Genomic DNA, 22,520 nt, shown 5'->3' with positions numbered 1-22,520 from the left:
ATGGCAGGCGAGACCGTCATCACGGTCGTCGGCAATCTTGTCGACGACCCCGAGCTGCGCTTCACCCCGTCCGGTGCGGCGGTCGCGAAGTTCCGTATCGCGTCCACCCCCCGCACCTTCGACCGTCAGACCAATGAGTGGAAGGACGGCGAGAGCCTGTTCCTGACCTGCTCGGTCTGGCGTCAGGCGGCGGAGAACGTCGCCGAGTCGCTCCAGCGAGGCATGCGCGTCGTCGTGCAGGGCCGGCTGAAGCAGCGGTCCTACGAGGACCGTGAGGGCGTCAAGCGCACGGTCTATGAGCTGGACGTCGAGGAAGTCGGCCCCAGCCTCAAGAACGCCACGGCCAAGGTCACCAAGACCACCGGTCGAGGCGGCCAGGGTGGATACGGCGGCGGCGGCCAGCAGGGCGGCGGCGGTGGCGGTGGCGGCTGGGGTGGAAACTCCGGCGGCGGTGGCCAGCAGGGTGGCGGCGGTGCTCCCGCCGACGACCCGTGGGCGACCGGCAGCCCCTCCGGCGGCGGCCAGCAGGGCGGCGGCGGTGGCGGTGGCGGCTGGGGTGGAAACTCCGGCGGCGGCTACTCGGACGAGCCTCCCTTCTAGGGCACGCCCTCGAAGCAGCTCGTACCCCCACTTCTTGATCACACAGGAGAAACACCATGGCGAAGCCGCCTGTGCGCAAGCCTAAGAAGAAGGTCTGCGCGTTCTGCAAGGACAAGACCGCGTACGTGGACTACAAGGACACGAACATGCTGCGGAAGTTCATTTCCGACCGCGGCAAGATCCGTGCCCGCCGCGTGACCGGCAACTGCACGCAGCACCAGCGTGACGTCGCCACGGCCGTCAAGAACAGCCGTGAGATGGCGCTGCTGCCCTACACGTCCACCGCGCGATAAGGGAAGGGTGACCGAAAAATGAAGATCATCCTCACCCACGAGGTCTCCGGCCTCGGTGCCGCTGGCGACGTTGTCGACGTCAAGGACGGCTACGCTCGCAACTACCTGGTCCCGCGCGGTTTCGCGATCCGCTGGACCAAGGGTGGCGAGAAGGACGTGGCGCAGATCCGCCGCGCCCGCAAGATCCACGAGATCGCGACCATCGAGCAGGCCAACGAGATCAAGGCCCAGCTCGAGGGCACGAAGGTGCGCCTGGCCGTTCGCTCCGGCGACGCCGGCCGTCTCTTCGGCTCCGTGACCCCGGCCGACATCGCCTCGGCGATCAAGACCGCGGGTGGCCCGGACGTCGACAAGCGTCGCGTCGAGCTCGGTTCGCCGATCAAGACCCTGGGCTCGCACCAGGTGTCCGTGCGTCTGCACCCCGAGGTTGCCGCGAAGCTCGGCGTCGAGGTCGTCGCCGCGTAACGCTGCCCTTGGCAGTCTGCGCTCAGCAGTGAGGAAGGGCCGTACCCCTCGGGGTGCGGCCCTTCCGCCGTTTCACGTGAAACGTGCGCTCCTCAGCGGGTGGCGCCGGTGACGATCCAGCGGCCGGAGCGCATACGGAGCCAGAGGGTTCCCATCCGGACCGCCATCATCAGGGTCATCGCCCACCAGAGCGCCGTCAGCCCGCCGCCGAGGGTCGGGACGAGAAGCGCGACCGGGGCGAAGACGGCCAGCGTGAGCAGCATGGCCCAGGCCAGGTAGGGGCCGTCTCCCGCGCCCATGAGCACGCCGTCCAGGACGAAGACCACGCCGGAGATCGGCTGGGAGAGGGCGACGACCAGGAGTGCGGGGAGCAGAGTGTCCTGCACGGTGGTGTCGTCGGTGAAGAGCGGGACGAACAAGGGGCGCGCGACGATGAGCAGCGCACCGAGCACCACCCCGGAGACCACGCCCCACTGGACCATGCGGCGGCAGACCTGCCGTGCGCCGTCGGCGTCGTCGGCGCCGAGGTAGCGGCCGATGATGGCCTGGCCCGCGATGGCGATCGCGTCGAGCGCGAAGGCCATCAGGCTCCACAGGGACAGGATGATCTGGTGGGCGGCGACCTCCGCGTCTCCCAGCCGGGCGGCGACGGCCGTGGCGATCATCAGGACCGCGCGGAGCGAGAGCGTACGGACCAGGAGCGGGACGCCGGCCTGGGCGGAGGCGCGAATGCCGGCCGGGTCGGGACGGAGGGAGGCGCCGTGGCGCCGGGCGCCCCGTACGACCACGACGAGGTAGGCGGCGGCCATGCCGCACTGGGCGATGACCGTGCCCCAGGCGGAGCCGGCGATGCCCAGGCCGGCCCCGTAGACCAGGCCGATGTTGAGTGCGCCGTTGGCGGCGAAGCCGGCGATGGCCACGTAGAGCGGTGTACGGGTGTCCTGGAGGCCGCGCAGGACGCCGGTGGCGGCCAGGACCACCAGCATGGCGGGGATTCCGAGGCCGGAGATCCTGAGGTAGGTGACGGCGTACGGGGCGGCGGTGTCCGAGGCCCCGAAGAGGTCGACGAGCCACGGCGCGGCGGGCAGGGTCAGCGCGACGACGGCGACGCCGAGGAGGAGCGCGAGCCAGATGCCGTCCATGCCCTGCCGGATGGCGGCCGGGAGGTCGCCCGCGCCCACGCGCCGGGCGACGGCGGCCGTGGTGGCGTAGGCCAGGAAGACGAAGACGCTGACGGCGGTGGAGAGCAGGGCCGCGGCGATCGCGAGGCCCGCGAGCTGAGGTGTGCCGAGGTGGCCGACGATGGCGCTGTCGACGATGAGGAACAGCGGCTCGGCGACGAGAGCGCCGAAGGCCGGCAGGGCGAGGGAGACGATCTCGCGGTCGTGCTGTCGGCGGACGCCCTTGGGGGTCGCGGGGGCCTGAGTCATGGGCTCAATCTAATCTTCCACAGGTAAGAGACGCAATTGCTTAGTGCTCCTTACTCTTCGCTGGTGCGGGGCTTCGGGTGTGGGCCGTTTGTTCTGATCTTGGTCCCGGGGGAGAACTTTTTCTCCCCCACAGCCCGTGGATGGGAAACATGCAGGTCAGATGCGTGGGAGCGGGGGTGTTATGAGTTTGTCCACATGGCTGTCCCCCGCTCCGTGCACAGGATCCGGCGAGTTCTCCACAGCATCTGGGCCTTCACCCACAGGGCCTGTGGATAACCAGATTGGCTGACGCCTCCCGCGGGCCTACCGTGGTCCGGCGCCCGACGCGCCAGCAGCGGTCGCAAAGCCACTCTTTGATCAAGGCCGTGGCGTAAGAAAGAGTGGCACGGCGAGGTCCGCGGAGCGGACGGGAGGAGGTGGCTTGGTGAGCGTTCCCGAGCCCATGGACGACCCTTGGGCCGACACCGGACCGAGTGACCGGCTGCCCACCCGTACCCGAGGCGAAGGCCGCGGCCGGGGCCGCGGGCGCGACGACCAGCACGAGCGGGGCGGCGACGGTCCCTGGGACGGCGGGCTCTCCGGCTTCGAGCGCGTTCCCCCGCAGGATCTCGACGCCGAGCAGTCCGTCCTCGGCGGCATGCTGCTCTCCAAGGACGCCATCGCGGACGTCGTGGAGATCATCAAGGGCCAGGACTTCTACAAGCCGGCCCACGAGACCGTCTACGCGGCGATCCTCGACCTCTACGCCAAGGGCGAGCCGGCCGACCCGATCACCGTCGGCGCCGAGCTCACCAAGCGCGGCGAGATCACCCGCGTCGGCGGCGCCTCCTACCTCCACACCCTGGTCCAGTCGGTACCGACCGCGGCCAACGCCTCGTACTACGCGGAGATCGTCCACGAGCGCGCGGTCCTGCGCCGCCTCGTGGAGGCCGGCACCAAGATCACGCAGATGGGCTATGCGGCCGACGGGGACGTCGACGAGATCGTGAACTCGGCCCAGGCCGAGATCTACGCGGTCACCGAACAGCGCACCACCGAGGACTACCTGCCGCTCGGCGACATCATGGAGGGTGCCCTCGACGAGATCGAGGCGATCGGCTCCCGCAGCGGTGAGATGACGGGTGTGCCCACCGGTTTCACCGACCTCGACTCGCTCACCAACGGACTGCACCCCGGCCAGATGATCATCATCGCGGCCCGCCCCGCCATGGGTAAGTCGACCCTCGCGCTGGACTTCGCCCGGGCGGCCTCCATCAAGCACAACCTGCCCAGCGTCATCTTCTCCCTCGAAATGGGCCGCAACGAGATCGCGATGCGTCTCCTTTCGGCCGAGGCCCGGGTCGCGCTCCACCACATGCGCTCCGGCACGATGACCGACGAGGACTGGACCCGGCTCGCCCGCCGGATGCCGGACGTCTCCCAGGCCCCGCTGTACATCGACGACTCCCCGAACCTGTCGATGATGGAGATCCGGGCGAAGTGCCGGCGGCTCAAGCAGCGCAACGGCCTCAAGCTCGTCATCATCGACTATCTGCAGCTCATGCAGTCGGGCGGTTCCAAGCGGCAGGAGAGCCGTCAGCAAGAGGTCTCCGACATGTCGCGAAACCTGAAGCTCCTCGCCAAGGAGCTGGAACTGCCGGTGATCGCGCTCTCCCAGCTGAACCGTGGTCCCGAGCAGCGCACCGACAAGAAGCCGATGGTCTCCGACCTGCGTGAGTCCGGCTCGATCGAGCAGGACGCCGACATGGTGATCCTGCTGCACCGTGAGGACGCCTACGAGAAGGAGTCACCGCGCGCGGGCGAGGCGGACATCATCGTCGGCAAGCACCGTAACGGTCCGACGGCGACCATCACCGTGGCCTTCCAGGGCCACTACTCACGTTTCGTGGACATGGCCCAGACCTGATCCGATCGGGAAGGGCCGGGGCAGTGATCGCGTTGGATGGTGTCTATGACGACATCATTCGAAGCCTTGTTGCCCGGTACCGAGCGGGCTCTGCTCCACCGTGTCGCGGTGGCCCAGAGCGAGGGGCGGACGCCTTCCTTCGTGGGGGCGGTGGTCCGCGACGGAGCGTTGGTGTGGAGCGGCTCGCGCAGCTGTGTGGACGGCCACGCGCCCGATACGGACACCCAGTTCAGGATCGGGTCGATCACCAAGGTGTTCACCGCCGTACTGGTGATGCGGCTGCGGGACGAGGGCCTGCTCGGGCTCGACGATCCGCTGGAGCGGCACCTCAAGGGCGCGGGCGTCGGTGAGGTGACGATCGCTCAACTCCTCGGCCACACCGGTGGTCTCGCGGCCGAGACGCCCGGTGCGTGGTGGGAGCGGTCCTCCGCGGAGCTGCGGCCGGAGCTCTCCGACGTTCTGGGGGAGCAGCCCTTCCTCCAGTCGCCGGGGCGCCGGCACCACTACTCCAACCCCGGCTACACGCTGCTCGGTTCACTCGTCGAGGCGGTCCGGGGAGTGGCCTGGGAGGAGGCGCTGCGGCGCGAGATCCTGGAGCCGCTGGGGATGAGCCGGACGACGGTCGATCCTGTCGCCCCGCACGCGGGCGGCTGGGCCGTGCACCCCTGGGCCGACGTCATGATGCCCGAGCCGTCCGAGGACCTCGGTCTGATGGCACCGGCCGGGCAGCTCTGGTCGACGGCCGCCGACCTGGCCCGGTTCGCCGCCTTCCTCGCGGCGGGGGACGAGCGGGTGCTCGTCACGTCGTCCGTGGAGGAGATGCGGGCTCCCGCCTCCCCGCCCGGGGAAGGCGACTGGGAAGGGGGCTACGGGCTCGGCATCCAGCTGCTGCGCAGGGACGGCCGCACCCTGATCGGCCACACCGGCTCCCTCCCGGGCTTCGTCGCCTGTCTGTGGGTGAGCGTGGAGGACGGCCTTGCGGGGATCGCCCTCTCCAACGCCACCTCGGGCCCGTTGGCGGCGACTGTGGCCGCCGATCTCGTGCGGATCGTGGCGGAGGCGGAGCCGAGGTTCCCGGAGCCGTGGCGGCCCCTTCCCGAGGCCGAGGTCGACGAGGAGCTGCTCTCCCTCACGGGGCCTTGGTACTGGGGCACGTACGCCTACGGGCTTCGGCTCGGTCCCGAGCGGAGCGTCGTGCTCGAACCCCTGCGGGGCGCCGGACGACGGGCCCGGTTCCGGGCGCTGCCCGAGGGCGGCTGGGTCGGGCTGAACGGCTACTACGCGGGGGAGACGCTCAGGGCGGTGCGGCGCGCCGACGGCAGCGTGAGCCATCTCGACCTCGGGTCGTTCGTCTTCACGCGGGAGCCGTACGACCCGGCGGACGCGGTCCCCGGCGGCGTGGACGAGGCGGGCTGGCGCGGTCTCTGAGTCGCCGGGAGATCGGGTGTTTCACGTGAAACCGTCGTGTTTCACGTGAAACGCGTCCTCAGAGGCTCTTCTTGAAGCCCACGTGGGAGGCCTCGAAGCCGAGGCGCTCGTAGAAGCGATGGGCGTCGGTGCGGGTGACGTCGGAGGTCAGCTGGACGAGGCGGCAGTCCTGGCGTTCGGACTCCGCGACGGCCCACTCGATGAGCTGCGTCCCGAGGCCGCTGCCGCGTTCGTCGGAGTGGATGCGGACGCCCTCGATGATCGAACGGGTGGTGCCCCGACGGGAGAGCCCGGGGATGACCGTCAGCTGGAGGGTGCCGACGATCTTGTCCTCGCGGACGGCCACGACGACGTGCTGGTTCGGGTCGTTCGCGAGGCGCTCGAAGGCGGTGAGGTACGGGGCGAGGTCGTCGGGGGACTCGCGCTGGGCGCCCAGGGGGTCGTCGGCGAGCATGGCGACGATGGCCGGAAGGTCCTCCGCGGTGGCGGGGCGTATCTCAAGATCGCTCATGCCCCGCAGCGTACGCGTGCCCGCGTCAGGCGGGCGTGCTCACGCCCTCCACGACCTGGACGAGCGCTGCCAGCTCCGGGTTCTTGGCGGCTTCGTCGAGGGCCTCGCGCAGCGCGCTGTCGTTGGTCGGGCGCGCCTCTTCGAGGAGCTTCAGGCCGGCCTCGGTGACATCGGTGTAGATGCCGCGGCGGTCGGTGGCGCAGAGGTACCGGGTGAGCAGACCGCGGTCCTCCAGCCGGGTGACGAGCCGGGTGGTGGCGCTCTGGCTGAGCACGACGGCGTCGGCGACCTGCTTCATCTGGAGGTGGCCGCCGGGGCCGCTGTGCTGACGGCTGAGGACGTCGAGCAGCGAGTACTCCCGCACGCTCAGACCGTGCCCGGACTCCAGGGCGCGCTCGAGGTGGGCCTCGATCCTGCCGTGCAGCAGGGAGAGAGCGCACCAGCGCTGGGAGAGCGCGGTGAGGGCGGGGTCCGTCGCGGTCATGGTCTCTCCTCGGTCTCTCCTCGCGCGGGGCGGCGCGTGATCCAGGGTAGACGAAGGGACACAATTATGCGCGTCTGCAAGTAAACCTATCCGGCGGCGACCGTCAGGGGAGCGAAGCGGCGTCGCCAGTCGCCGGGGAGGTCGGGCAGGGAGCGGATCATCACCGACGTCGTGGCGATCGTGTCGATGCCGTTCTCCTTCGCCCAGCTCAGCAGGGAGGTGTGGCGTACGTCGATGTCCGTGCGCAGCGGTCGGTCGGTGGCGGTCGCCAGGGAGGCGATCAGAGCCTGGGCCGTACCCGGGTCCCGGGCGATCAGGGGCCCGATGACATGGGTGTCCATATTGGGCCAGGCGGCCGCGAAGCCGGTGATCTCGCCGTCCTCCTCCGCGACCCGGAGGTGGTCCGCGAACGCGGGGAGCCGGGCGAGCATGTGGGTGCGGTCGAGACCGAAGACCTCGTGGTCCAGGCGCAGGACGGCCGGAAGGTCCTCCGCCGTCGCCGGGCGGACCGGGATGTCCGGGGCGGGCGTGGTGAAGGTGAAGTGCCCGAGCACCATCTCCGACCGGCTCGTCTCGGTGAAGCCCAGCTGCTCGTACAAGGGCTGCCCGTTCGACGTGGCGTACAGCGTGACCGGGGTGTCTCCGGCCTCCGCCAGGACGTGCCGCATGAGCCGGCGTCCCACGCCCTGGCGTGCGTACCGCTCGGCGACGAGCATCATGCCGATCGCGGCGAGCCCCGGTCCGTACGAGGTGACCACGGAGCAGGCGGCGAGGCCGGGGCCGTCGGGGTCGTCGATGCCGTAGCCGGTGCCGGCGGTGAGCAGCAGTCCCCACTTGTGTTCCTCGCGGAGCCATCCCCGGTTCTCGGAGAGGTCGGCGCAGGCGAGGAGGTCTTCCGAGGTGAGACGCCGGATCGGGAGCTGAGCGAGGGGAGCGGGGGAAAGCGGCATGCCTTTCAGGCTGTCCGACGCGATGATCTCCCGTCCACCGCTTTAACGGATCCGGCCGACCCCACGGGCCGATACCCGAGGAGCCGTTGCTTCCGTCCCGTGGCGCACGGACGATGTTTCACGTGAAACCCCGAACCTCCCGTACACGACGTCTGCACCTCTTCGACCTCGACGGCACCCTGATCCGGGGCTCGGCCGCCGCGGTGGAGATCTCCCGGCAACTGGGCCTGGTGGACGAGATCGCCGCGTTGGAGGAGGGGTTCCTGCGGGGCCTCACGCCGGACGAGTTCGCCGTCCAGGCCCGCGCACTGTGGTCCGCGCTCACTCCCGAGCAGGTCGCGGCGGCCTTCGAAGGGGCGCCCTGGCTCGTCGGCATCCGCGAGGTCTGGGCGGACATCCGGGCGCAGGGAGACCGCTGTGCGGTCATCTCCCTCTCGCCCGACTTCTTCGTCGAGCGGCTTCTCGACTGGGGCGCCGACACGACGCACGGTTCGCTCTGGCCGGCGGTCCCCTTCACGGAGCCGATCCACCGACCAGGCATTCTCGACGCGCGAGCGAAGGTGCGCATCGCGCGGGAGCTCTGCGCGGGGTACGGAGTGGACCCGGCCGACTGCGTCGCGTACGGGGACTCGATGTCGGACGCGGAGCTCTTCGCGATCGTGCCGGAGACCGTCGCCGTGAACGCGGACCATCATCTCGCCGGGCTCTCCCGCCACAGCTACTCCGGAGGGGACCTGCGCGAGGCCTACGCCCTGGTCCGAAACAGCGCAGCCTAGCCAGAAAACCGGGCCTATGGCCCGAGAATGCCACTTTCTGCCCGAAGCGCCGGTCGGAAGCGCCATGCTGCGATCAGGAAGCCGGCCAGCGTGAGGCGAGGCAGATGATGGATGCTCCGACGACCACGACGGACGACCGGGAGTCCCCGACGCCGGAGGGGAAGGAACCCCGGATATCCGAGGGACCCTCCGCCGACGCCGTGCTCGTCCGTCGCACCCTGGCGGAGATCGCACCGGTCGCCGACCGGGTGACCTCGTACTTCTACGCCCTGCTCTTCGTGCACCACCCCGAGCTGCGTCAGATGTTCCCCGCGGCCATGGACGCCCAGCGGGACCGGCTCCTGAAGGCCCTTCTGACGGCGGCCGAGCACATGGACGACGCCCCGGTCCTCACCGCGTACCTGGAGAACCTCGGCAGGGGACACCGGAAGTACGGGACGCAGGCCGCCCACTATCCGGCCGTCGGCGAGGCCCTCATCGGCGCTCTTGTGCGGTACGCGGAGAAGAGCTGGGACGAGGAGACCGAGGCGGCCTGGGTCCGCACGTACACGACGATCTCCCAGATCATGATCGACGCGGCGGCGGAGAACGAGCGGACCGCGCCCGCCTGGTGGCAGGCCGAGGTGGTCTCGCACGACCTGCGCACCCCGGACATCGCCGTCGTCACGCTCAGGCCCGACCAGCCCTACCCCTTCCTCGCCGGGCAGTACACGACGCTGGAGACCCCGTGGTGGCCCCGGATATGGCGCCACTACTCCTTCGCCTCGGCACCCCGGCCGGACGGGCTGCTCTCCCTCCACGTCAAGGCCGTCCCGGCCGGCTGGGTGTCCAACGCGCTGGTCCACCGGGCCCGCCCCGGGGACGTACTGCGGCTGGGTCCGCCGGCCGGCTCGATGACGGTCGACCACTCCACGGACACCGGCCTGCTCTGCATGGGCGGCGGCACCGGGATCGCACCGATCAAGGCGCTGGTCGAGGACGTCGCCGAGCACGGGGACCGGCGCCCGGTCGACGTCTTCTACGGGGCGCGCAGCGGACACGACCTGTACGACATCGACACGATGCTGCGGCTCCAGAAGACCTTCCCGTGGCTCTCCGTCCACCCGGTCACCGAGGAGCAGGGAAGGCTCCCGGACGCCGTCTGCCGCTACGGCCCGTGGAACGAACGCGACGCCTACCTCTCGGGCCCGCTCGACATGGTCCGCCGCGGGGTCGACGCACTGCGCGGAGCGGGCGTCCCCTCGGACCGCATCCGCCATGACTTCCTCGCGGAGCTCACCCCCGCGGCCGCGGGCTAGCCCAAGTCGGGGGCGTGCATGGCGCGGACGCCCTCGATGTTGCCGTCGAGGTAGTGGCGCAAGGAGAGCGGGACGAGGTGCACGGCGGCGATGCCGACCCGGCTGAAGGGCACCCGGACGATCTCGTACTCGCCGACCGGTTCCTCGATCTCGGGGCCGTGTCGCAGGGAGGGGTCCATGGAGCCGAGCCGGCACACGAAGAAGTGCTGGACCTTCACTCCGGAGACTCCGCCGTCGACGATGTGCTCGACGGTGTCGACGAAGCAGGGCACCACATCGGTGATCTTGGCGCCGAGCTCTTCGAGTACTTCGCGGTGCAGGGCCTCGACGACGGTGGCGTCGGTGGGCTCCACTCCGCCGCCGGGCGTCAGCCAGTAGGGATCCATCCCGGGCTTGGTCCGCTTGATGAGGATCAGGTCGTCCCCGTCGAGCAGGATGGCGCGTGCGGTGCGCTTGATCACGGGCCGTTCGGTCATGGGAAGAAAATGGCCCGTCCGAGGTGTCCTGAAACTCACCAGTCCCCGGCGGCGCGCAGCAACTGCTCATGGGCCCGTGCGAGAGGGGACAGCGCGAGCGTCCCCGTCCGGGCGACCAGGAAGTACGTCCGGAGCGGAGGGACCGGGGGATCGAGCAGCGGTACGAGGTGTCCCTGCCGCAGGGCTTCCTCGCAGAGGTAGCGCGGCAGGACGGCGAGCCCGGCGCCGGAGGCGGCCGAGTCCCGCACGGCCCGCAGATCGGGGGCGATGACGGTGGCGGCGGCCGCCGGTTTGGTCTCGAAGACGCTCGCCCAGTACCGGGAGACGAAGGGCAGCGACTCGTGGACCTCCACCACCGGCAGCTGTTCCAGGACCACCGCGCCCTCGCTCAGGAGCACCTCGGGGGAGAGCCGGGCGGCCCACCGGGGGGCCGCGACCAGGACGTGCTCCTCGTCGCAGAGCGGGGTGGAGACGAGCAGACCGCCCCGGGGGCGGGTGGTGGCGATGGCCAGATCGTGATGGCCCGCGGCGAGTCCGTCGAGGATCTCCTCGGTGTTGCCGGGGAAGGAGGCCCGCACGGCGAGTCCCTGGCCGACCAGCGGGGTGAGGGCGGGCAGCGCACGGAGCGCGGTGAACTCCGGTGGCCCGGCGAGATGGAGGGTGCGGACCCCGCTCTCCTCGGCGAGCCCGGTCTCGGCGATCTCCACGAGGGCGTCCAGATGGGGCGCCGCGCGGTGCGCCAGCTCGTCGCCGATGGTCGTCGGGGTGACTCCGCGCGCCTGTCTGAGGAAGAGCGGCCGCCCCAGCTGTCGTTCCAGGGTCCGGATCTGGCTGGTGACGGCGGGCTGGGAGAGGCCCAGGAGCGCGGCGGCGCGGGTGAAGGAGCCGGCCCGGTGCACCGTGACGAACGTGCGCAGCAGGGCCAGATCCATGTCCGCCCCCTCCCGGCCGTGCGGCCGTTCGACTCAGGCGGTCGGCTGACTGCGCCTCAGGACCGTCCAACTATAAATAAGTCGATAGGTCGCTGTCGCTACCGTGATTGGACACTGACGCACAGTCAACTAGCCTTGTTCAGGCGGTCTCCGCGCGTGGAACCGGGGGCGTTCCGAGCCATGAGGGGGGAGGCTCGGAGCGTCCTCGGTCCGTGCCCCCGCCCCGTGATCAGCCCGCGCTTCCGGCCTCGTCGAGGGCGCGCAGCACATCGGCGATCAGGTCCTCCGGGTCCTCGGCCCCGACCGAGAAGCGGATGAAGCCCTCCGCGACCGCGTCCCCGCCCCAGCGCCCGCGTCGCTCCGCCGTGGACCGCACCCCGCCGAAACTGGTGGCGTCGTCCACGAGCCGCAGCTCCTCCAGGAACCGCTCGGCGCGCTTCCGGTCCGCCAGCTCGAAGGAGACCACCGGTCCGAAGCGCCGCATCTGCCGGGCGGCCACCTCGTGCGAGGGGTCGTCGGGCAGTCCGGGGTAGCGCAGCCCGGTCACGTCCGCGCGCTCGGCGAGCGTCCGCGCCAGCGTCAGCGCGGTGGAGCACTGCCGGTCGATCCGCAGTTGGAGCGTGGCGAGCGAACGGTGGGCGAGCCACGCCTCCATGGGGCCGGGGATGGCGCCGACCATCTTGCGCCAGCGCCGTACGTCCGCCGCCAGCCGAGGATCCCGGCAGCTCACATGGCCGAGCAGGATGTCGCCGTGCCCGGTCATGCCCTTGGTGTCGCTGGCGACGGAGAAGTCCGCGCCCAGTGCGAGCGGGCGCTGGCCGAGCGGGGTGGCGAGGGTGTTGTCGACGGCGACGAGTGCCCCGGCAGCGTGTGCCTCCCGCACCATGCGGCGGATGTCGCAGACATCGAGACCGGGGTTGGAGGGGGTCTCGATCCACAGCAGCCGAGCCCCGTCCAGTACGGACAGCTGGGCGTCGCCGCCGGTCGGCGCGGTACGGACCTCGACGCCGTACGCCCGCAGCTGTTCGTGCAGCAGGGGCACTGCCTGGTAGCCGTCGGACGGCAGCACCACGGCGTCGCCGGCCTTCAGCTGCGAGAGCAGGACGGCGGAGATCGCGGCCATGCCGGACGCGAAGATCAGTGTCTCCACGCCCTCCTCCCCCGGCGCCTCCAGCTCGCCGATCGCCCGCTCCAGATGCGTCCAGGTCGGGTTCTCGTCGCGGCCGTAGGTGTACGGGCCGGTCGGCTCGCCCGGCAGATGGAAGTGGGCCGCGAAGACCGGCCCCGGCAGGGTCGGTTCGTACTTCACGGGCTCGGGCAGTCCTGCCCGTACCGCCCGCGTGCCGTCGCCGAGTTCCTCGTGCGTCACGGTGTCCGTTCCTCCAGTTCCGTGCGTACGGCCGCGAGCAGTCCCTCGGTCGCGGCCTCCACCATCTCCAGGCATTCCTCGAACTCCTCGTGGCCCCCGTAATAGGGGTCGGGGACGTCGAGTCCGGGCCCGGCGGCCGGGTCGTAGGAGCGCAGGAGCCGTATTCTCGCTGCCTCCTCGGGGGTGCGGGCGAGCCGCCGGAGCTCGCGCAGATGCCCTTCGTCCAGGGCGATGACCAGGTCGAGGGCGGGGAACCACGAGGAACGGAACTGCCGGGCGGTGTGCGTGGAGGTGTATCCGTTCTCGTCGAGCACGGCGACCGTGCGCGGGTCGGCTCCGTCGCCCTCGTGCCAGCCTCCGGTGCCCGCGCTGTCGACCGCCACCAGCTCGCCGAGGCCGGCCTCCTCCACCCGACGGCGGAAGACGTGCTCGGCCATCGGCGAGCGGCAGATGTTGCCCGTGCAGACGAAGCAGACGCGGTAGGTCATGGATTCCACTCAGTCGCCGTCGGGGAGCACGACGTTCAGCGCCCAGGAGACGACGGAGATGATCAGGCCGCCCAGGACGGCGGTCCAGAAGCCCTCCACGTGGAAGCTGAGGTCGAGCTGATCGGCCAGCCAGGACGTGAGGAGCAGCATCAGGGCGTTGACCACCAGGGTGATCAGGCCGAGGGTCAGGATGAAGAGGGGAAGCGTCAGCAGCTTGACGATCGGCTTCACCAGGAAGTTCACCAGACCGAAGACCAGGGCGACGAGAATCAGCGTCCAGGCCTTCTTGCCGGTGCTGTCACCGGTCAGGGTGATGTCCTGGAGCAGCCAGATGGCGACTCCGAGGGCGCCCGCGTTCGCGAGCGTCTTGACTACGAAATTCTTCATGTGTCTGATCGTGGCAGACGTGATCGGGCCTAGGGCAGGGGCGAGCAGGCGATGAAGGCATTCCGGCTGGACGAACTGGAGGCGGAGCGCGCCGCGAACAAGGGTGCGTACCTCCAGTTCCTGCGCGAGCGGAACATGTCGGTGGGCCTGTACGCGCTCGACGCCGGGGAGCTCGACCCGCAGCAGCCGCACGGCCAGGACGAGGTGTACTTCGTGGTCAGCGGCCGGGCGGCGATCACGGTCGGGACGGAGACGACCCAGGTGGCGCGCGGCAGCGTCGTCTATGTGCCGGCCGGGGTGGAGCACAAGTTCCATCACATCAGCGAGGACCTGCGGGTCATGGTGGTCTTCTCCCCGCCGGAGCGCTGAGCCGGACCCCGGAGCGCTGAGCCGGACCCCGGAGCGCTGAGCCGGACCCCGAAGGGCTGAGCCGGACCCCGGAGCGCTGAGCCGGACCCTTGAGCGTCGAGCCGGACCATGAGCACTGAGCCGGACCCGGAGGACCGAGGGGCGCAGAGGCCTTGAGCCCCTAGGGGTCGGATCAGGGGAGAGCGGGGGCCGCAGGGCCCCCACGGGCTTCCTCCCGCCCCTAGCCTTGAGAGTGTTCGGGCGCGGAGTGCGCCGAGACGTTCTTCGAGAGCGAGGTAGGGACGATGGCCGTACGGGAGATTCTCGCGGGGATGCCCTGGTGGGTGAAGTGGGTCGCCATACCTCTTCTCGCCCTGTTCGTCTTCGGGGGGCTGATCACCAGCGTCCTGACCTTCGTGGTCGCTCTGCTCTTCAAGGTGCTGCTCTTCGTGGCCCTCGTCGCCGGACTGATCTACGTGGTGCGCAAGTTCAGCTCCTCCGGCAGGTCGCGTGAGGACTGGTAGCACAAGCTACTGATCAGTATGAAGCCGACGGCGGGCATTAGCCCGGGCGAGGGAACGCACCGGGCTAATCAGGGTGTGGGCCCCAGGGCTGCCACTAGAGTGGAATCCCTCCGCCGCATTGGGGACTACAGGCGTAGACCTCCATACTGACCAGCGGTTTCCCAGGCCCGGCGGGCGCGCGGGGGCGGCCCCCGCGGGCGGGTGCACTGCATCCGTCGTCACGCCTGGGGGTGACCTTTGGCCACGGCTACGCAGACGGCTGCGCCTACCCTGATCGGCTCGGTACAGCGGGCGCTGAGACTCCTGGAGGCCGTTGCCTCCCACGCGGAGGGCGCCCCGGCCAAACAGCTCGCCCGTGAGACGGGCCTTCCGCTGCCCACCACGTACCACTTGCTCCGCACCCTGACGCACGAGGGCTATCTGCTCCGCGACAAGGGTGTGTTCGTCCTGGGCGACGCCGCCGTCCGACTGGCCGGCGGCGGAGCTGTGCAGAATCGTCGCATCAAGATCGAAGACTCCCTGGCCCACTGGCGGGACGAGATCGGTGTACCCATCTACTTCGCCCTCTACCGCGAGGGCGAGATCGAGCTCGTCGCCGTCGCCGACACCCCCAACGCACCCGCGGTGGAGGAATGGGCCGACTTCCGCGAGACCGCGCACGCCCACGCGATCGGGCAGTGCCTGCTGAGTCAACTCGATCTGAAATCTCGTCAAGGCCACCTCGACCGCCACCCGGTGGAAGCCATCACTCCGTACACGGTGCGTAACCAGCGTGCCTTTTTGGAGCGTTTGGGCAATTTGGACCGAATGGAACCCGTGGTGGAGCGTCAGGAATATGCGCTCGGCACGGTCTGTGCCGCCATTCCCATCACCGCGGGCTCCGCGGCGGCCACGTTGGCGATTTCCCTCCCCCTTCACCAGGAAGAACGGTTGCTCCCAGCAGTCGAGCGGCTACGTACGGAGATCGGGAAGCTCTTCGATTCACTCGCGTTCTCTATCAGTATCTGAAAAATCACTCCTTGTGATCTGCTAACGCGTACAGCACGATTGCGTCAAGAGGGCCACGGGGGATCATTCCTGGCCGTTTCGGTCACAGCTTTCAGCAGCTGTGTTTACACAACTGCTTCATCTACTGCGGGGTACATGATGCGAGAGTCGGTTCAGGCCGAGGTCCTGATGAGCTTCCTCGTCTCCGAGGAGCTCTCCTTCAAGATCCCGGTCGAACTCCGATATGAGACCCGGGATCCCTACGCGGTGCGGATGACCTTCCACCTCCCCGGAGACGCGCCCGTGACCTGGGCGTTCGGACGGGAGCTGCTGCTCGACGGGATCAACCGGCCGAGTGGGGACGGCGATGTGCACATCGCCCCGACGGAGCCGGAGGGGCTCTCGGACGTCTCCATCCGGCTCCAGGTGGGCGGCGATCGCGCGCTCTTCCGGGCCAGCGCGCCGCCGCTGGTCGCCTTCCTCGACCGAACGGACAAACTGGTTCCACTTGGTCAGGAACGGACACTCGGTGACTTCGAGGACCACCTGGAGGCCGCACTGGGCCGGATTCTGGCCGAAGAGAACGCCGGACCCGCCTGAGCGGGGCCGTTCGAGCCGGACCCTCCCCGAGCCGGGCCGGCCCGAGTCCTCAGCAGCGACACCTCACTTGGCGCGGCGGCGCCGCCCTCCCCGTACCGCCGCGGGCTTCCCACCCCCGGAAGCCGGCCGGTCGGCGGAGACGACCAGCGCCGCGAGCACCGTGGTGACCGGCACCGACGCCACCAGACCGATCGACCCGACCAGCGTCCGGACGATCTCCTCGGCGACCAGTTCGCTGTTCGCCACCGTCCCCATGCTGCTCTGGGCGATGGAGAAGAGCAGCAGCAGCGGCAGGGCGGCGCCCGCGTAGGCGAGCACCAGCGTGTTCACGACCGAGGCGATGTGGTCACGGCCGATCCGGATCCCGGCCCGGTACAGGCCGCGCGGACCCATGTCCGGATCGGCCTGATGCAGCTCCCAGACCGCCGAGGTCTGGGTGACCGTCACATCGTCGAGCACACCGAGCGAACCGATGATGATCCCGGCGAGCAGCAGGCCGGACATGTCGATCTCCGGGTACAGGCCGTGGATCAGACCGGTGTAGTCGTCGGTGTTGCCGCTGAGCGAGGTCCAGCCGATGAAGAGCGAACCGAGCAGACCGATCAGCAGCAGCGAGATCAGGGTGCCGAGCACGGCGACCGAGGTACGGGCCGAGAGCCCGTGGCACATGTAGAGCGCGATGAGCATGATCGCGCTCGACCCGACCACCGCCACGATCAGCGGGTTCGACCCCTGCAGGATCGCCGGCAGGATGAAGTACGTCAGCAGGAGGAAACTCACGGCGAGCGAGATGAGCGCCATGACACCTCGCATCCGGCCGACCACCACGACCGCGACGGCGAAGATGCCGGCGAGCAGCGTCAGCGGCAGCTTGCGGTTCACATCGGTCACCGAGTACTGCAGGTCGTGCGGTGCGTCGGGGGCGTACGCCACCACCACGCCCTGCCCCTCGTGCAGTTGGCGCGGGGCGTCCGGCTGCACGATCTCGACGAACGTGCGCCCCGCGTCCGGGCCGCTGGTGACCTCGATCGTCGCCTTCTCGCACTGTCCCTGCTGGGCGTTGACCGCCTCGCGGCCCTCCGGAGTGGAGGTGTCACCGGTCGGCGGGACCTGGGCGGCGTTCACGTCCTTGCAGTCGACGTGCTCGACGGAGACGACCTTGCCCTGCTGGGTCTGCCGGTCGAAGCCGACGCCGGTACGCGCGTGCTCCGGGGTGCCGCCCGGCCACAGGACCACCAGCCCGACCGCGACGGCGGTGGCGAAGGGGATCAGGATGGCGGCGATGACCTTGCGCAGATGCCGCGAGACCGGGGCGGCGGGCCCGTGACCGTGGCTGTGGCCATGGCCGCCTCCGTGGCCGTGGGAGGGCCCGGAGTCGTGTCCGGGACCGTGGGCGTGGCCGTGCGGCTCGGGGCTCTGTTGGGGGGAAGTCACCGACCGATCATCGCAAGAACGGCGGGGGCCCACTGTTCAGCACGCCAGGGATGACGCTAGCGTGGTGGCACCTTTGCACACGCGGGAGCTCGGAGCACCGGGCTGAGAGGGCGCTGATCACCGTACGCACGTACGGGAGGAGGCTGCGCCGACCGCCGAACCTGTTACCGGGTAATGCCGGCGTAGGGAGATCGGTCTCATGACCATTCAGGATGCACGCACGCCTGCCTCCGACCAGAACCAGGCCGACGGGCAGGAGCGCACGCCGGGCTGGCACAAGGGGTACGTCCAGGGCTCGCGCCCCGACCTCCGGGTGCCCGTCCGCCAGGTGCACCTCACCAACGGCAAGGACGTCACGCTGTACGACACGTCCGGCCCGTACACCGACCCCGCCATCGACACCGACGTCCGGCGGGGCCTTCCGCCGCTGCGTGAGAACTGGATCATCGCGCGCGGAGACACCGAGGAGTACGCGGGCCGTCCGGTCCGCCCCGAGGACGACGGCATCAAGCACACCTCGCCGCGCGGCGGTGGGCTGAAGAACCTCGACGCCGTCTTCCCCGGCCGCCCCCGCCTGCCGCGCCGGGGCCGCACCGGCCAGGCCGTGACCCAGCTCGGGTACGCCCGCCGGGGCGAGATCACCCCGGAGATGGAGTACGTCGCGATCCGAGAGAACGTCTCCCCCGAGGTCGTACGGGAGGAGATCGCCGCGGGCCGCGCCGTGCTGCCGGCGAACGTGAACCACCCGGAGATCGAGCCGATGATCATCGGCAAGCGGTTCCTGGTGAAGGTCAACGCCAACATCGGCAACTCCGCCGTCACCTCCTCCATCGAGGAGGAGGTGGAGAAGATGACCTGGGCGACCAAGTGGGGCGCCGACACGGTCATGGACCTGTCCACCGGCCGCAACATCCACACCACCCGCGAGTGGGTGCTGCGCAACTCCCCCGTGCCGATCGGCACCGTGCCGCTCTACCAGGCCCTGGAGAAGGTCGACGGCAAGGCCGAGGAGCTGACCTGGGAGATCTACAAGGACACGGTCATCGAGCAGGCCGAGCAGGGCGTCGACTACATGACGGTGCACGCCGGCGTGCTCCTGCCGTACGTGCCGCTCACCGCGCGCCGCAAGACCGGCATCGTCTCGCGCGGCGGCTCGATCATGGCCGCCTGGTGCCTCGCGCATCACAAGGAGAACTTCCTCTACACGAACTTCGAGGAGCTCTGCGAGATCCTGGCGGCGTACGACGTCACCTACTCGCTCGGCGACGGTCTGCGCCCCGGCTCGATCGCGGACGCCAACGACGAGGCGCAGTTCGCGGAGCTGCGGACGCTCGGCGAGCTGAACACGATCGCCAAGCGCCACAACGTCCAGACGATGATCGAGGGCCCGGGCCACGTCCCGATGCACAAGATCAAGGAGAACATCGACCTCCAGCAGGAGATCTGCGAGGAGGCGCCGTTCTACACGCTCGGCCCGCTGACCACGGACGTCGCCCCGGCGTACGACCACATCACCTCGGGCATCGGCGCGGCGATGATCGCCTGGTGGGGCACGGCGATGCTCTGCTACGTCACGCCCAAGGAGCACCTGGGCCTGCCGAACCGCGACGACGTGAAGACCGGTGTCATCACGTACAAGATCGCGGCGCACGCGGCGGACCTCGCCAAGGGCCACCCGGGCGCCCAGGAGTGGGACGACGCGCTGTCGGACGCGCGGTTCGAGTTCCGCTGGGAGGACCAGTTCAACCTGGCCATGGACCCGGTCACGGCCCGCGAGTTCCACGACGAGACGCTGCCGGCGGAGCCCGCGAAGACCGCGCACTTCTGCTCGATGTGCGGTCCGAAGTTCTGCTCGATGAAGATCTCCCAGGACATCCGCCGTGAGCACGGCGGCACGCAGCAGGAGATCGAGGCCGGCATGGCCGAGAAGTCGAAGGAGTTCGCGGAGAGCGGCAACCGGGTCTACCTGCCGCTGGCGGAGTAGTCCCGATCAGCCCCCGGACCGGCCGCCCCTCAGGGCTTCGGCGGGTCCGGGGGATCGGTCGCGGCGAGGGCGGCCCGGAGGAAGGGAAGGATGCCGCGTTCCAGGAGGGCGCGGCGCCAGGCCTCGCGGGCGCGGGTCAGTTCGTCGTCGGCCGTGGCGGTTCCGTCCGCCGCGGCCGGTCTGTTGCGCAGGGCGGTCAGGAGAAGGCCGGCGCCCGCGCTGAGCAGGCCGGCGGCGGCGAGGGCGGCGAAGACGAGGCCGGCCGTCAGCAGGGTCTCGCCGAACACGACCGTGGGGGCGAGGGCGTGCAGGACCGCCCCGACGAGCAGGAGTATCGCGGCGGCGGTGCCCGCGAGGACGGGCACCATCACGGTGACGATGGCGACGACTCCGGCGCCCGTGCCGGGGTCCGCCAGGGGTATGCGGGTGTCGATGGCCACGCGGTTCTGCTCGCGGACCTTCACGAAGTGGTCGTACTCGCTCGCCGCGGCGGTGGTGATCAGCGCTGTCGCGTTCAGCGTCATGGCGCGCAGCTGCGCGACCGTGAGCCGCGTTCCGACTCCGTCGAGATCCGGACGTGCGTGGGCGGTGCTCAGTGCGTCGTCGAGGACCCGCTCGTACTCGGCGCGGTCCTCGGTCAGCAGGTGCGGAGCCACGTTCATGTGCATCCCCCGATGCTCCGTAGGCCCGGATCAGCCGTGGGAAACGGTCGGTTGGGCGGAAACGGAGGAGAGCCTGCTACGGATGACCCGATGGTATTGCGGTGACGCCACGACCTGACAGGGTGTTTCCGGAAATCGACTTCCCCGGATGCGCAGGGTTATGCGTCAGCCGTTCAGGGGGAGTTGGACGACCAGTAGCTTTCCGGCCATGGTCACGCCGCCGTCCATGGCGATCGCGAGACCGTCGGCGTACACGTGCGGTCCGTCGACGACCGGGCCCCCGCCGCCCTCGCCTTCCTCCGTGCCGACCTGGCCGAGGAGGTACGGGATGGGGCTGTGGCCGTGCACGATCCGGCGGCCGCCGTACATGGAGAGCAGCTCCTGGACGGCCTGCGGGCCGCCGTCGTCGCGGAACGCGAAGCGCTTGGTGAACTTCCGGAAGAGGTCCCAGACCTCGTCGGCGTCGTTCCGGTTGAGGACCTCGTGGACCGTGTCGTTGACGTCCTCGATGGTCTGGCCGTATTCGAGGTACGCGGTGGTGTCGGAGTGCACGAGGAGGTGGTCGTCCTCGCGGACCACGGCGTCCAGCCGGGACATCCACTGGAGGTGGACGTCCTGGAGCCGGTCCATGTCGTGCTTCTGGCCGCCGTTGAGCAGCCAGGCGGCCTGGAAGGTGGCGGTGCCCGCGCCGGAGTTGACGGGCGTGTCGCCGAAGCGCTTGGCGCCGATGAGCAGCAGCTCGTGGTTGCCCATGAGGGCCTTGCAGTAGCCGCCCGCGGCGGCGGCCTCGGCGGAGAGGCGCATGACGAGGTCGATGACCCCGATGCCGTCGGGGCCGCGGTCGGTGAAGTCGCCGAGGAACCAGAGCCGGGCGTTGCCCGCGGACCAGTTGCCGTTCTCGTCGATGAGGCCCTGGGCGCGCAGCGCGGCGATGAGCTCGTCGAGGTAGCCGTGGACGTCGCCGACGACGTAGAGGGGGCCGGGTCCGTCGCCGTTCGCGGGCACCGGGGCCGGGGCCGGCTGCTCGGGGGTGACCGGGACCTGGACGGTGTCGCCGCGGTTGATGACCGGGAGGTCGCGCTCGGTCGGGGTGTATCCCTCGGGCTCCCCCTCGGGGAAGGCGTTGCCGGGGTGACCGGTGGCGACGGAGACGATGGAGGAGCCGGTCGTGGAGGTGGTGTACCCCGCGGCGAGGCGGTGACCCAGATGGAGGGTCGGCGCGGCGGGCATCGGCGCGGCCGCGGGTGGCTGCGGCGCGGGGGGTACGGGCTGGGTGACGGATGCGGCCGGGGCGGCGGGCGCGACCGGGGCGGCGGGCGCGACCGGCGCGGCTGCGGCCCGCGGGGGCGCGGTCTGCGGGGTCGGCATCGGGACGGCCTCGACCGGGGAAGGGGCGACCGGGGGCAGGTGCGCGGCGGACGCCGGATGCTCGATGGGGGTCAGACGTTCGACGGGTGCGGTCTCGACCACGGGAGCCGACACCGGTTCCTCCGGGGAGAGCGGCTCGGCGGCATGACCCTGCACGGGCACGCGGGCGTACGGCGGTACGCGGAAGTCACGCAATGTCGCCGTGCGTACCACGGGCTCCTGACCGGCCCCCTGAGTCATCGACCCCTCCACCACCGTCGCGATGCCCTGCACATCGCGGACCGGCCTGGTCGGGGTGGTCCGCGGTGTCGTCCGCCCATCATAGGAATGAGCGTCCTCCTGTGTGACGCACCAGGGGTGGTGAATCCGGGTCCACTCCGGGTTCACCGGTTGTTTCGCCCGAATTGAGAAGGTCCAGTCCAGGGTAGAGGCCGGTACGTCGACCGGTTTCGCCGTCCCTGCCCACGGGCAGGGGCGGGGACGGCGGGTCGGATGACGGCGGGTTCGGGCGCCGCCGCCCGTGGCGTCAGTCCTTCGCGGGTGAGCGCGGCGGGCTGACCGTGGTGCGCGGCGAGCGCCGCTGCGAGGAGGTGCGGACGATGAGTTCGGTCGGTATCACCTGCTCGACCGGTCCGTCGGTGTCGATCCCCTCGATGGCGTCGATGAGGAGCTGGACGACGGCCGTGCCGATCCTGCGGGGTTTGAGCGAGAGCGTCGTGATGGGCGGTTCGGTGGTGGCGTAGACGGTGGATTCGCTGCAGCAGACGATCTGGAGGTCGTCCGGGACGCGTAGTCCGTAGCGGCGGGCGGCGGCCAGGAG

At 70.1% G+C, this 22,520-nt stretch carries 25 protein-coding genes; 12 read left to right on the top strand and 13 right to left on the bottom strand.

The window, feature by feature from the left end; all coding sequences use genetic code 11:
- From AC07AW_RS23495 to rplI, 3 genes are read left to right on the top strand one after another with little or no spacing between them, the layout of a single operon-like run.
- Positions 1-600 (top strand): single-stranded DNA-binding protein, encoded by a 600-nt coding sequence (locus tag AC07AW_RS23495; RefSeq protein WP_478817418.1) that lies wholly within the window; start codon positions 1-3, stop codon positions 598-600.
- Between the two features lie 56 nt (positions 601-656).
- Positions 657-893: a 30S ribosomal protein S18 gene (gene rpsR, locus AC07AW_RS23490; protein ID WP_005315025.1), complete on the top strand. Its 237-nt coding sequence runs from the start codon at positions 657-659 to the stop codon at positions 891-893.
- An 18-nt stretch (positions 894-911) separates the two neighbouring features.
- Complete coding sequence (gene rplI / locus AC07AW_RS23485; protein ID WP_053640001.1) at positions 912-1,358, top strand: 50S ribosomal protein L9; 447 nt, start codon at positions 912-914, stop codon at positions 1,356-1,358.
- 92 nt (positions 1,359-1,450) lie between these two features.
- On the opposite strand, the gene AC07AW_RS23480 is transcribed toward rplI, so the two are convergent.
- On the bottom strand, positions 1,451-2,788 hold the full coding sequence (locus AC07AW_RS23480) for an MATE family efflux transporter (protein ID WP_478817417.1): 1,338 nt from the start codon (positions 2,786-2,788) through the stop codon (positions 1,451-1,453).
- Between the two features lie 424 nt (positions 2,789-3,212).
- On the opposite strand from AC07AW_RS23480, the gene dnaB reads away from it, so the two are divergent.
- On the top strand, positions 3,213-4,694 hold the full coding sequence (gene dnaB, locus AC07AW_RS23475; protein ID WP_478817416.1) for a replicative DNA helicase: 1,482 nt from the start codon (positions 3,213-3,215) through the stop codon (positions 4,692-4,694).
- A 45-nt stretch (positions 4,695-4,739) separates the two neighbouring features.
- Positions 4,740-6,122 carry a serine hydrolase domain-containing protein gene (locus tag AC07AW_RS23470; RefSeq protein WP_478817415.1) on the top strand — a complete coding sequence of 461 codons (1,383 nt, stop codon included), beginning with the start codon at positions 4,740-4,742 and terminating at the stop codon, positions 6,120-6,122.
- Between the two features lie 58 nt (positions 6,123-6,180).
- Here the strand turns inward: AC07AW_RS23470 and AC07AW_RS23465 are convergent, their stop codons facing one another.
- The 3 genes from AC07AW_RS23465 to AC07AW_RS23455 all read right to left on the bottom strand — a co-directional run bounded on the left by AC07AW_RS23465 (position 6,181) and on the right by AC07AW_RS23455 (position 8,067).
- Entirely contained in the window at positions 6,181-6,633 is a 453-nt protein-coding gene (locus AC07AW_RS23465; RefSeq protein WP_478817414.1) for an N-acetyltransferase family protein, read from the bottom strand.
- Positions 6,634-6,658: 25 nt separating this feature from the next.
- Complete coding sequence (locus AC07AW_RS23460; protein WP_392158741.1) at positions 6,659-7,117, bottom strand: MarR family winged helix-turn-helix transcriptional regulator; 459 nt, start codon at positions 7,115-7,117, stop codon at positions 6,659-6,661.
- 86 nt (positions 7,118-7,203) lie between these two features.
- A complete protein-coding gene (locus AC07AW_RS23455; protein WP_478817413.1) occupies positions 7,204-8,067 on the bottom strand; it encodes a GNAT family N-acetyltransferase in 864 nt (287 codons plus the stop codon).
- A gap of 113 nt (positions 8,068-8,180) precedes the next feature.
- Here AC07AW_RS23455 and AC07AW_RS23450 point away from each other — a divergent pair, with 113 nt between their 5' ends.
- Together AC07AW_RS23450 and AC07AW_RS23445 are read left to right on the top strand one after the other, a co-directional pair.
- Positions 8,181-8,843, top strand: coding sequence for an HAD family hydrolase (locus tag AC07AW_RS23450; protein WP_478817412.1), 663 nt, complete (start codon positions 8,181-8,183; stop codon positions 8,841-8,843).
- A gap of 104 nt (positions 8,844-8,947) precedes the next feature.
- Positions 8,948-10,141: a globin domain-containing protein gene (locus AC07AW_RS23445; protein WP_478817411.1), complete on the top strand. Its 1,194-nt coding sequence runs from the start codon at positions 8,948-8,950 to the stop codon at positions 10,139-10,141.
- Here the strand turns inward: AC07AW_RS23445 and AC07AW_RS23440 are convergent.
- From AC07AW_RS23440 to AC07AW_RS23420, 5 genes are all read right to left on the bottom strand, one after another.
- Positions 10,138-10,617, bottom strand: a complete 480-nt coding sequence (locus AC07AW_RS23440; protein ID WP_116159956.1) for an NUDIX domain-containing protein — start codon at positions 10,615-10,617, stop codon at positions 10,138-10,140. The two genes, AC07AW_RS23445 and AC07AW_RS23440, sit on opposite strands and share 4 nt — an antisense overlap.
- Before the next feature lie 35 nt (positions 10,618-10,652).
- Positions 10,653-11,549, bottom strand: coding sequence for a LysR family transcriptional regulator (locus AC07AW_RS23435; RefSeq protein WP_478817410.1), 897 nt, complete (start codon positions 11,547-11,549; stop codon positions 10,653-10,655).
- Between the two features lie 229 nt (positions 11,550-11,778).
- On the bottom strand, positions 11,779-12,918 hold the full coding sequence (locus AC07AW_RS23430; RefSeq protein ID WP_478817409.1) for a cystathionine gamma-lyase: 1,140 nt from the start codon (positions 12,916-12,918) through the stop codon (positions 11,779-11,781).
- Positions 12,915-13,406, bottom strand: a complete 492-nt coding sequence (locus AC07AW_RS23425) for a low molecular weight protein-tyrosine-phosphatase (RefSeq protein ID WP_478817408.1) — start codon at positions 13,404-13,406, stop codon at positions 12,915-12,917. Before AC07AW_RS23425 ends, AC07AW_RS23430 begins: the two co-directional genes overlap by 4 nt.
- Before the next feature lie 9 nt (positions 13,407-13,415).
- The gene (locus AC07AW_RS23420; protein ID WP_369145338.1) at positions 13,416-13,793 is read right to left on the bottom strand and encodes a phage holin family protein; all 378 of its coding nucleotides are present in this window, start codon (positions 13,791-13,793) and stop codon (positions 13,416-13,418) included.
- A gap of 51 nt (positions 13,794-13,844) precedes the next feature.
- On the opposite strand from AC07AW_RS23420, the gene AC07AW_RS23415 reads away from it, so the two are divergent.
- The 4 genes from AC07AW_RS23415 to AC07AW_RS23400 all read left to right on the top strand — a co-directional run bounded on the left by AC07AW_RS23415 (position 13,845) and on the right by AC07AW_RS23400 (position 16,252).
- Positions 13,845-14,162, top strand: a complete 318-nt coding sequence (locus AC07AW_RS23415) for a cupin domain-containing protein (protein ID WP_478817407.1) — start codon at positions 13,845-13,847, stop codon at positions 14,160-14,162.
- 284 nt (positions 14,163-14,446) lie between these two features.
- Positions 14,447-14,665: a DUF5326 family protein gene (locus AC07AW_RS23410; protein ID WP_478817406.1), complete on the top strand. Its 219-nt coding sequence runs from the start codon at positions 14,447-14,449 to the stop codon at positions 14,663-14,665.
- Positions 14,666-14,902: 237 nt separating this feature from the next.
- On the top strand, positions 14,903-15,673 hold the full coding sequence (locus AC07AW_RS23405) for an IclR family transcriptional regulator (protein ID WP_478817405.1): 771 nt from the start codon (positions 14,903-14,905) through the stop codon (positions 15,671-15,673).
- 138 nt (positions 15,674-15,811) lie between these two features.
- Positions 15,812-16,252, top strand: a complete 441-nt coding sequence (locus AC07AW_RS23400; RefSeq protein ID WP_189804987.1) for an SsgA family sporulation/cell division regulator — start codon at positions 15,812-15,814, stop codon at positions 16,250-16,252.
- Positions 16,253-16,315: 63 nt separating this feature from the next.
- Here the strand turns inward: AC07AW_RS23400 and AC07AW_RS23395 are convergent, their stop codons facing one another.
- A complete protein-coding gene (locus AC07AW_RS23395; protein WP_478817404.1) occupies positions 16,316-17,686 on the bottom strand; it encodes a YibE/F family protein in 1,371 nt (456 codons plus the stop codon).
- Positions 17,687-17,885: 199 nt separating this feature from the next.
- Between AC07AW_RS23395 and thiC the strand changes: the two genes are divergently transcribed.
- A complete protein-coding gene (gene thiC / locus AC07AW_RS23390) occupies positions 17,886-19,670 on the top strand; it encodes a phosphomethylpyrimidine synthase ThiC (RefSeq protein WP_478817403.1) in 1,785 nt (594 codons plus the stop codon).
- A gap of 29 nt (positions 19,671-19,699) precedes the next feature.
- Here thiC and AC07AW_RS23385 read toward each other — a convergent pair whose 3' ends face one another.
- From AC07AW_RS23385 to AC07AW_RS23375, 3 genes are all read right to left on the bottom strand, one after another.
- On the bottom strand, positions 19,700-20,338 hold the full coding sequence (locus AC07AW_RS23385; protein WP_478817402.1) for a hypothetical protein: 639 nt from the start codon (positions 20,336-20,338) through the stop codon (positions 19,700-19,702).
- Between the two features lie 159 nt (positions 20,339-20,497).
- Positions 20,498-21,940 (bottom strand): metallophosphoesterase, encoded by a 1,443-nt coding sequence (locus AC07AW_RS23380; protein WP_478817401.1) that lies wholly within the window; start codon positions 21,938-21,940, stop codon positions 20,498-20,500.
- Positions 21,941-22,226: 286 nt separating this feature from the next.
- Positions 22,227-22,520, bottom strand: a 294-nt coding sequence (locus tag AC07AW_RS23375; protein ID WP_478817400.1) for a substrate-binding domain-containing protein, incomplete at its 5' end; no start/stop codon positions are given.

The sequence above is a fragment of the Streptomyces sp. NPDC044003 genome, from assembly GCF_056435185.1.
The sequence above is the reverse complement of the archived record's forward strand: the minus strand, read 5'-3'. Positions and strand labels throughout refer to the sequence as shown.